The organism is Streptomyces solincola (assembly GCF_002982015.1).
GTDB lineage: Bacteria > Actinomycetota > Actinomycetes > Streptomycetales > Streptomycetaceae > Streptomyces > Streptomyces solincola.
Genome location: NZ_PVLV01000152.1, coordinates 1 through 8,586 on the forward strand (window position 1 = coordinate 1; position 8,586 = coordinate 8,586).

Consider the following 8,586-nt stretch of genomic DNA (forward strand, 5'->3'; position numbering starts at 1 on the left):
CCCCCGTCCTCCCCCCCCCCCCCGGAGCCCCCACGTGACCCCCCCCCCCCCGTCCCCGCGCCGCCGACCACCCCTCGGCCGCCCACTGGCGCAAGCGCCTGGCCGGCGCGCCCACCCTGGAACTGCCCGTCGACCGCACCCGCCCGCTCCGGGCCGGCCGCCGCAGGGCCGAGCACCGAAGCCTCCTGACGGCCGGCGACCCGGCCGCCGTGCGGGCCCTCGCCGACCGGCTCGGCGCCACCCCGTACACCGTCCACACGGCCGCGTTCGCCGCCCTGCTGCACCGCTACACCGGGCAGGACGACCTGGTGCTGGGCGTCTTCGGCGCCGGCTCGGACGACCCGGCCGGCCACCCGCTGGTGCTGCGGGCCGACGTCTCCGGCGACCCGCCGTTCGCCGAGCTGGCCGCCCGCCTCGCGGCCACCGCCGAGGAGGCGGCCGCGCACGCCGGGCTGTCCCCCGCCGAGCTGGCCGAGGCGGTCGGCGAGGACCCGGACCCCTCCCGCGCCCCCCTCTTCCAGGCCGCCCTCGCCTTCGGACCGACCGAGGGCGGCGACGACCACCAGGGCGACGACGGCCCCCCGCCGGTCGACCTGCGGCTGCGGCTCACCGACGCGGCCGGCGGCACCGAGGTCACGGCCGGCTACGACGCCGACCTCTTCGACCCCGCCACCGTCGAGCAGCTCGTCCGGCACTACGGACGGCTGCTCACCGCCGCGCTCGCCGACCCCGGCCGCCGCGTCGCGGAGATCGACCTGCTGGACGAGACCGAGCGCCGCCACCTCCTCCACGACTGCGACGGCCCCCGCCGGGAACGCCCCGACACCACCGTGGTCGAGCTGATCGCCCGCCAGGTGGCCCAGCGCCCCGACGCCGTCGCCGTGGTCGCCGGCGAGCGGGAGCTGACCTACGCCGAACTGGACGCCCGCGCCGACGAGCTGGCCGCCCCGCTGCGGGCGGCCGGCGCCGGCCCCGGCGCCCTGGTCGCCGTCTGCCTGCCGCGCACCGCCGACCTGGTCGCCACCCTGCTCGCCGTGCTCCGCACCGGCGCCGGCTACATCCCCCTCGACCCGGCGCACCCGGCCGGCCGGATCGCCACCGTCCTCGCCGACAGCGAGGCGGTCGCCACCGTCTGCGTCCAGGCCACCGCCGACGCCGTACGGGACGCCGGGCGGCCCCTGCTCCCGCTGGACCGGCCCGAGGACTGGCCGGCCGCCGCCCCCGGGCAGGCGGCGGCCACCGCCACCCCCGACGACACCGCGTACGTCCTCTACACCTCCGGCAGCACCGGCACCCCCAAGGGCGTGCGCATCGGCCACCGCGCGCTGGCCAACTTCCTCGCCTCGGTGACCGAGCTGTTCGAGCTGACCGACCAGGACCGGGTCCTCGGCTTCGCCGCCGTCACCTTCGACGTCTCCGTCTTCGAGACCTTCTCCGCACTGGCCAACGGCGCCCGGCTGGTGCTCGTCCCCGACGAGACCCGCTCCGACCTGGACCGGCTCCAGGAGGTCCTCCAGCGCCACCGGATCACGGTCGTCGACCTGCCCCCCTCGCTGATGGAGCTGCTCGACCCCGACAGGCTGCCGGAGCTGCGGATCGTCTTCGTCGGCGGCGAGGCGTTCCCGGGCGAGCTGGTCAACCGCTGGTCCCCGGGGCGGCGGTTCTTCAACGGCTACGGCCCCACCGAGTGCACCGTCACCATGATCGTCCAGGAGTGCCGGGGCGACTGGCACTCCTCCCCGCCCATCGGGCTGCCGATGGCCAACCACGTCGCCCACGTCCTGGACCGGCACGGCCGGCTGGTGCCGCCCGGCGTCGCCGGCGAACTGGTCATCGGCGGTCTCGGCCTCGCCGACGAATACCTCAGCCGCCCCGAGCTGACCGCCGAGAAGTTCTACCCCGACCCCTTCGGCACCGCCCCCGGCGGCCGGCTCTACCGCACCGGCGACCTGGTCCGCCGCGACCGCGACGACGCCCTGGTCTTCCTCGGCCGCATCGACAAGCAGGTCAAGATCCGCGGCCTGCGGATCGAGCTGGGCGAGGTGGAGGCCGCCCTCGGCAAGGTGCCCGGCGTCCGCCAGGCCACCGTCCAGCCCTGGACCGACCCGAGCGGCGGCCGGCACCTGGTCGGCTACGTCACCCTCGACGACGGCCGGGCCCTCGGCGAGGACGAGCTGCGCGAAGGAGTCGCCGCGCACGTCCCGTCGTACATGGTGCCCACCTACTTCACCGTGCTGGACGCCTTCCCGCTGATGCCCAGCGGCAAGGTCAACGCCAAGGAGCTGCCCGCGCCCCGGGCCGACGCCGGCCCGGCGGCCTGCGCACCCTCCTACGCGAACGAGACCGAGGAGGCGCTGGCCCGCGAGGTCATCGCCCCGGTGCTGCGCCGCGAGGCCGTCGGCCCGGACGAGGACTTCTTCGCCCTCGGCGGCCACAGCCTGGCCGCCGCCCAGGTCGTCTCCCGGCTGCGCCGCCACTTCGGCGTGGAGTTCTCCCTGGCCGACTTCGCCCCCACCGTCCGCGCCCTGGCCCCCCGGGTGAGGCTCGCCCAGGCCCGGCAGCTGGACGACAGCGGGCTGCGCGAGCTGGTCACCGCGCTCACCGACGAGGAGGCCGCCGCCCTGCTCGCCGCCGCGACCGGCGACGACCAGCCCCGGCCGGCCGGGCGGACCTCGGCCAGGGACGCCCTGCTGGACCACCTGAGCCGACCGCGGGACGACGCGGGCGGCTTCGCACCCGCCCGGCTGCGTCCCGGCCGCGCCGCCGTCGGCCTGGTCCTCGTCCACCCGGTCGGCGGCGCCCTGCTCTGCTACGGGCCGCTCACCGAGGCGCTCGCCCCGGGCGCCCCGGTGTACGGCTTCGCCGCCGAGGACGCCCGGGACAACCCGGCCGAAGACGGCGGCGTACCGGCCGTGGCGGAGCGCTACCTGACCGCCCTGCCCGGCCCCGGCCGGCCGGAGAGGTGGGTGTACGCCGGCTGGTCCTTCGGCGGGGCGGTGGCCTACGAGATGGCCCGCCGCTCCGGCCCGGACGCCGTCGCCGTCCTGCTGGACAGCGACTTCCCCGGCACCGCCCCCGCCTACTCCGAGCCGGGCCTGCGCCGCTTCTTCGTGCACGACCTGTGCCGCTCCGCCGGCGCCGACGAGGCCGCGCTTGCCGCGCTGGACCGGGCGGCGGGGGAGTACGACACCCTGCCGTTCGCCGCACTGCGCTCGGCGGCGGGCCTCGACGAGGGATTCACGGACGCGGAGATCGAGGACCGCTACCGGCTGTGCGCCGCCAACATGCGGGCGCTGGACGACTTCCGGCCGAAACCGCACCCCGGCCCGGTCCACTTCGTCCGGGCCGGGCTCTCCGAGGACGCCGGCCCCGCCTGGAGCGAGGTGGCGAGCGCCCTGCGCGCCACGACACTGGACGGCGCCGACCACTACACGCTGGTGACCCCCGCGTACGCCTCCCAGGTCGCCGCCGTGCTGGACCGCGCCCTGGGTGACGCGGGCCGCCCCTGACGGCCCCCGAGTCCCACCGCGGATGCCTCCACCCGAGCAGCCTCTGTGAGCAAATCCCCATCTATTCAGTCGAGTTGTACGTGTCGCCGGCCGAGGGTCGGGGCAGACGTGCAGTGGCCCAACGCTGGACACCAGAAGGGGATGGGATCAGTGGCGCTCCGAATTCTGACGTGCGATGAGAGATCACTGGTCAGGGGAGGCATCCGCAGCCTGCTCGCGAGCGAGCCCGACGCCGAGGTCGTCGCCGAGGCGGTGACCCCGGGGCAGGCCGTCGCGGCCATCCGCGCCCACCGGCCCGACGTCGTCGTCACCAGCATGCAGCTCGCCCGCCTCAGCGGCCCGGAGCTGGTCCGCTACTTACGGCAGACGGGGGACGACGACGACGGAGCCGCGCTGGACGTACCGGTGGTGGTGTACGCGGTGGAGCCCGGTGACCAGGGCCTGGCCGACGTACTGCGGGCGGGGGCCAGCGGTCTGCTGGCCGACGACGCGAGCAACGAGGAACTGGTCCTGGCGATCCGCGCGGTCGCCGACGGGGGCGCGATGCTCGGCTCCTCGGTGGCCCGCCGGGTGGTCGACTGGTTCCGGGTCCGCGAGGCCCCCCTGACCGGCTCACTGGTATCGGAGCGCACCTCCCTCACCGCCCGGGAGAACGAGATCCTGGTCCTCACCGCCCACGGGCTGTCCACCGAGGACATCGCACGGCGCCTGTTCATCGGCGTCGCGACCGTACGCACGCACATCTACCGGCTCCGGCTCAAGCTCCAACTGCGGGACCGCGCCCAACTGGTCTCCTATGCCTACCAGTCCGGACTGATGCAGCCGCAGCCGACCTAGCGGACCGGCCGGCGGCCGCCACCGGCGATCCGATGAGCAGGGTGGTCCCCCCGGGGGCCACCCTGCTTCGTCGTCTCCGCCGCATCGACGCCTCCCGCCTCTCCCTCTGCGGCATCCCCTCGTCACCTGCACGTTCCCGTCTTGCCCGAACGCTCCGGGGTAATCACCGCGTTGCGTCCGAACTCCACGGCAGGCGGCGTTTGGCCCCGTCCGTGCTCATCGGTCAGCACCCCGATTCAGCGTCCGGCGGCCGACACCGCGCCCCGGCCGTCCCTACCGTGGCAACACCACAAACGGCCCCGAAGGCCGAAACTGACCCGACGGCAGGAGGAACGTGGAAGCGACGCATGCACCACCGTCCGAGGGCCGCGGCGGGACCGTATGGCTCACCGGACTGCCCAGCGCCGGCAAGAGCACCCTGGCCCGCGCGATAGCCGCCCGCCTGCGCGCGGACGATGCGGAGGAGGCGGAGGGCCGCCGCGTCGAAGTGCTCGACGGTGACGAGATCCGCGAGTTCCTCTCCGCGGGCCTGGGCTTCTCCCGGGAGGACCGGCACACCAATGTGCAGCGGATCGGCTTCGTGGCCGAGCTGCTGGCCTCGCACGGCGTGCTGGTGCTGGTCCCGGTGATCGCCCCGTACGCCGACAGCCGCGAGGCCGTGCGCAAGCGCCACGCCCAGGAGGGCACCCCGTATGTGGAGGTGCATGTGGCGACTCCGGTGGAGGTGTGCTCGGTACGGGACGTCAAGGGTCTGTACGCCAAGCAGGCCGCCGGCGAACTCACCGGCCTCACCGGCGTCGACGACCCCTACGAGGCGCCGGAGACCCCCGACCTGCGCATCGAGTCGCAGAACCAGTCGGTGGAGGAGTCGGCCGAGGCCGTGTACGCGCTGCTGACCGAGAGGGGACTGGCATGACCACGCAGGTCACCACCCACACCGAGACCGACGCTCCGTTCGCGCTGTCGCACCTGGACGCGCTGGAGTCGGAGGCGGTGCACATCTTCCGCGAGGTGGCGGGCGAGTTCGAGCGGCCGGTGATCCTCTTCTCCGGCGGCAAGGACTCCATCGTCATGCTCCACCTGGCGCTCAAGGCCTTCGCCCCCGCCCCCGTGCCCTTCGCCCTGCTGCACGTGGACACCGGCCACAACTTCCCCGAAGTCCTCGACTACCGCGACAGCACCGTCGAGAGGCACCAACTGCGCCTCCACATCGCCTCGGTCCAGGACTACATCGACCGCGGCGAGCTGAAGGAGCGCCCGGACGGCACCCGCAACCCGCTCCAGACCGTCCCCCTCACCGAGGCCATCCAGACCCACCAGTTCGACGCGGTCTTCGGCGGCGGAAGGCGCGACGAGGAGAAGGCCCGCGCCAAGGAGCGCGTCTTCTCCCTCCGGGACGAGTTCTCCCAGTGGGACCCGCGCCGGCAGCGCCCCGAGCTGTGGAACCTCTACAACGGCCGGCACGCCCCCGGCGAGCACGTCCGGGTCTTCCCGCTCTCCAACTGGACCGAGCTGGACGTGTGGCAGTACATCCAGCGCGAGCGGATCGAACTGCCCGCCATCTACTTCGCGCACGAGCGTGAGGTCTTCTCCCGCAACGGCATGTGGCTGACCGCCGGCGACTGGGGCGGCCCCGACGACACCGAGCCGGTCGAGACCCGAATGATCCGCTACCGCACGGTCGGCGACATGTCCTGCACCGGCGCGGTCGACTCCACCGCCACCACCCTGGACGCCGTCATCGCCGAGATCGCCGCATCGAGGCTCACCGAGCGCGGGGCCACCCGCGCCGACGACAAGCTGTCCGAGGCCGCGATGGAAGACCGCAAGCGCGAAGGGTACTTCTGACCATGACCATCACTGAGTCTTCCGCCGTGCCGGCCGGGACATCGGCCGCCACCCTGCTTCGCTTCGCCACCGCCGGCTCCGTCGACGACGGCAAGTCCACCCTCGTCGGCCGCCTCCTGCACGACTCCAAGTCCGTGCTCACCGACCAGTTGGAAGCCGTCGAGCACGCCTCACGCAACCGCGGCCAGGGCACCCCCGACCTCGCCCTGCTCACCGACGGACTGCGCGCCGAGCGCGAACAGGGCATCACCATCGACGTGGCCTACCGCTACTTCGCCACCGCCCGGCGCCGCTTCATCCTCGCCGACACCCCCGGGCACGTGCAGTACACCCGCAACATGGTCACCGGCGCCTCCACCGCCGAGCTGGCGGTCATCCTCGTCGACGCCCGCAACGGCGTGGTCGAGCAGACCCGCCGGCACGCCGCCATCGCCGCCCTCCTGCGCGTCCCGCACGTGGTGCTGGCCGTCAACAAGATGGACCTCGTCGACTACGCGGAGCCGGTCTTCGCCGCCATCGCCACCGAGTTCACCGCCTACGCCACCCGGCTCCGCGTCCCCGAGGTCACCGCCATCCCCATCTCCGCCCTCGCCGGGGACAACGTGGTGGAACCCTCCGCGCACATGGACTGGTACGGCGGGCCCACCGTCCTCGAACACCTGGAGACCGTCCCCGTCGACCAGGACCCCGCAGGCCATCCGGCCCGCTTCCCCGTCCAGTACGTGATCCGGCCGCAGTCGGCCGAGCACCCCGACTACCGCGGCTACGCCGGCCAGATCGCCTCCGGCGCGCTCCATGTCGGCGACCCCGTCACCGTGCTGCCCGGCGGCCGGCAGACCCGGATCGCCGCCATCGACCGGCTCGGCGAACCGATCCAGACGGCGAACTCGCCGGAGTCGGTGACCCTGCTGCTGGAGGACGACCAGGACGTGTCGCGCGGCGATCTGGTGGTGCCCTCCGACGAGGCGCCGGCGGTCACCCGGGTCGTGACGGCCACCGTCTGCCATGTCGCCGACCAGTCCCTGGCCGTCGGCCAGCGGGTGCTGCTCAAGCACACCACCCGCACCGTCAAGGCCGTCGTCAAGGACATCCCTTCCCGGCTCACCCTCGACGACCTCTCCGACCACCCCGACCCCGGCGCCCTGGCCGCCAACGACATCGGCCGGGTCGTCCTGCGCACCGCCGAGCCGCTGCCGCTCGACCCGTACGCGGTCTCCCGCCGTACCGGATCGTTCCTGCTCATCGACCCGGCCGACGGCACCACGCTGACCGCGGGCATGGCCGACGACGCCTGACGCCGCGGGGGAGGGGCGGCGGGCGCGGTCGGCGGCCGGCCGTGCGGACCGCCGTGTCAGCGGCCGGCCGAGCGGACCAGCGTGAAGACCGCGCCCTCCCGGTCGGCGACCACCGCGACGCGGCCGGCCGGGGCGTCGTGCGGCGGCCGGACCACCCGGCCGCCCAGCTCGTCGACCCGCCGGGCGGCCGCGTCGGTGTCCGCGACCTCGAACCAGGTCATCCAGTGCGCCCCGCGCTCCCTCGGCACGGCCCGGCCGAGACCGTGCAGGGAGGCGACCGGACGGTCCGCCACCTTCAGCGTCACCACATCGGGGTCGGTGGCGCCCCCGGCCGTGCCGCCGGGCTCCAGCTCGTAGCCGAAGACGGTCCGGTAGAACTTGCCCACCGACTCGGTCTCCCAGGTGAGGAGCTCGTTCCAGACCGGGGTGCCGGGCTGCCCGACCAGTGCCGCGCCGGTGTGCGCGGCGGCCTGCCACACTCCGAAGACGGCGCCCGCCGGGTCGGAGCAGATCGCCATCCGCCCGGCGTCCCCCGCGCTCAGTGGGCCCACCGCCACCGTCCCGCCGCTGTAGCGGACCGAGGAGGTGGTGGCGCCGGCGTCGTCCGAGGCCAGGTAGGGCGTCCACGCCGTCGGCAGATCCCGGTCCGCCGGCAGCTTGCCGATGCCGGCCACCTCCCGCCCGTCGAGGAGCCCGCGCGCGTACGGGCCGAGCTGCCGCGGCCCGGGCTGGAACCGCCAGCCGAACAGCGCCCCGTAGAACTCCTCCGCCTCCTCGAACCGGCGCACCATGAGACTCACCCAGCAGGGAGTACCGGGTCTGCGCCGAACCGCCTGGGTCATCGTCATTCTCTCCTCGGACCATCGTGGTGTCCGTGCGGGGGACAGGCGGCGCCCCCGGGCCCGCTTCCCGGACCCGTGCGGCAGCCGCCCGGCGGTCACCGGCTCCGTGCCTCGTCAGATGCTGGCACCGGCCACCGCGGAGTGCGCCCCGGCCGCGCCGGGGTTTGGCGCGATCCGGCAGGAGGATGCCCTGTTTCCCCCCGTCCATCCGCCTCGCCCGCCCCGTCTTCCCGAGCGTGTCGCGCCCCGCGCGCC

General features: G+C 74.5%; 6 protein-coding genes and 1 pseudogene. 6 read left to right on the forward strand and 1 reads right to left on the reverse strand.

Going from position 1 to position 8,586, the window contains the following annotated elements:
- Window positions 1–86: 86 nt before the first annotated feature.
- The 6 genes and pseudogenes from C6N75_RS31985 to C6N75_RS11975 form a co-directional block, all read left to right on the forward strand.
- A pseudogene (locus C6N75_RS31985) lies at window positions 87–2,255 on the forward strand (non-ribosomal peptide synthetase); the annotation flags it as partial.
- On the forward strand, window positions 2,253–3,509 hold the full coding sequence (locus C6N75_RS31990; protein WP_265737436.1) for a phosphopantetheine-binding protein: 1,257 nt from the start codon (window positions 2,253–2,255) through the stop codon (window positions 3,507–3,509). The pseudogene C6N75_RS31985 and the gene C6N75_RS31990, both read left to right, overlap by 3 nt.
- A 150-nt stretch (window positions 3,510–3,659) precedes the next feature.
- Window positions 3,660–4,346, forward strand: coding sequence for a LuxR C-terminal-related transcriptional regulator (locus C6N75_RS11960; RefSeq protein ID WP_181160445.1), 687 nt, complete (start codon window positions 3,660–3,662; stop codon window positions 4,344–4,346).
- 334 nt (window positions 4,347–4,680) lie between these two features.
- A complete protein-coding gene (gene cysC / locus C6N75_RS11965) occupies window positions 4,681–5,262 on the forward strand; it encodes an adenylyl-sulfate kinase (protein ID WP_105868856.1) in 582 nt (193 codons plus the stop codon).
- Complete coding sequence (cysD, locus tag C6N75_RS11970) at window positions 5,259–6,194, forward strand: sulfate adenylyltransferase subunit CysD (RefSeq protein ID WP_105868857.1); 936 nt, start codon at window positions 5,259–5,261, stop codon at window positions 6,192–6,194. Before cysC ends, cysD begins: the two co-directional genes overlap by 4 nt.
- Window positions 6,195–6,196: 2 nt before the next feature.
- On the forward strand, window positions 6,197–7,489 hold the full coding sequence (locus C6N75_RS11975; RefSeq protein ID WP_105868858.1) for a sulfate adenylyltransferase subunit 1: 1,293 nt from the start codon (window positions 6,197–6,199) through the stop codon (window positions 7,487–7,489).
- A gap of 56 nt (window positions 7,490–7,545) precedes the next feature.
- Here C6N75_RS11975 and C6N75_RS11980 read toward each other — a convergent pair whose 3' ends face one another.
- Complete coding sequence (locus C6N75_RS11980; RefSeq protein ID WP_105868859.1) at window positions 7,546–8,331, reverse strand: VOC family protein; 786 nt, start codon at window positions 8,329–8,331, stop codon at window positions 7,546–7,548.
- Window positions 8,332–8,586: the final 255 nt, after the last annotated feature.

Coding starts and splice junctions, on each gene's coding strand:
- C6N75_RS31990 (WP_265737436.1), top strand. CDS start 2,253: ATGCCCAGCGGCAAGGTCAACGCCAAGGAGCTGCCCGCGCCCCGGGCC.
- cysD (WP_105868857.1), top strand. CDS start 5,259: ATGACCACGCAGGTCACCACCCACACCGAGACCGACGCTCCGTTCGCG.
- C6N75_RS11975 (WP_105868858.1), top strand. CDS start 6,197: ATGACCATCACTGAGTCTTCCGCCGTGCCGGCCGGGACATCGGCCGCC.
- C6N75_RS11980 (WP_105868859.1), bottom strand. CDS start 8,331: ATGACCCAGGCGGTTCGGCGCAGACCCGGTACTCCCTGCTGGGTGAGT.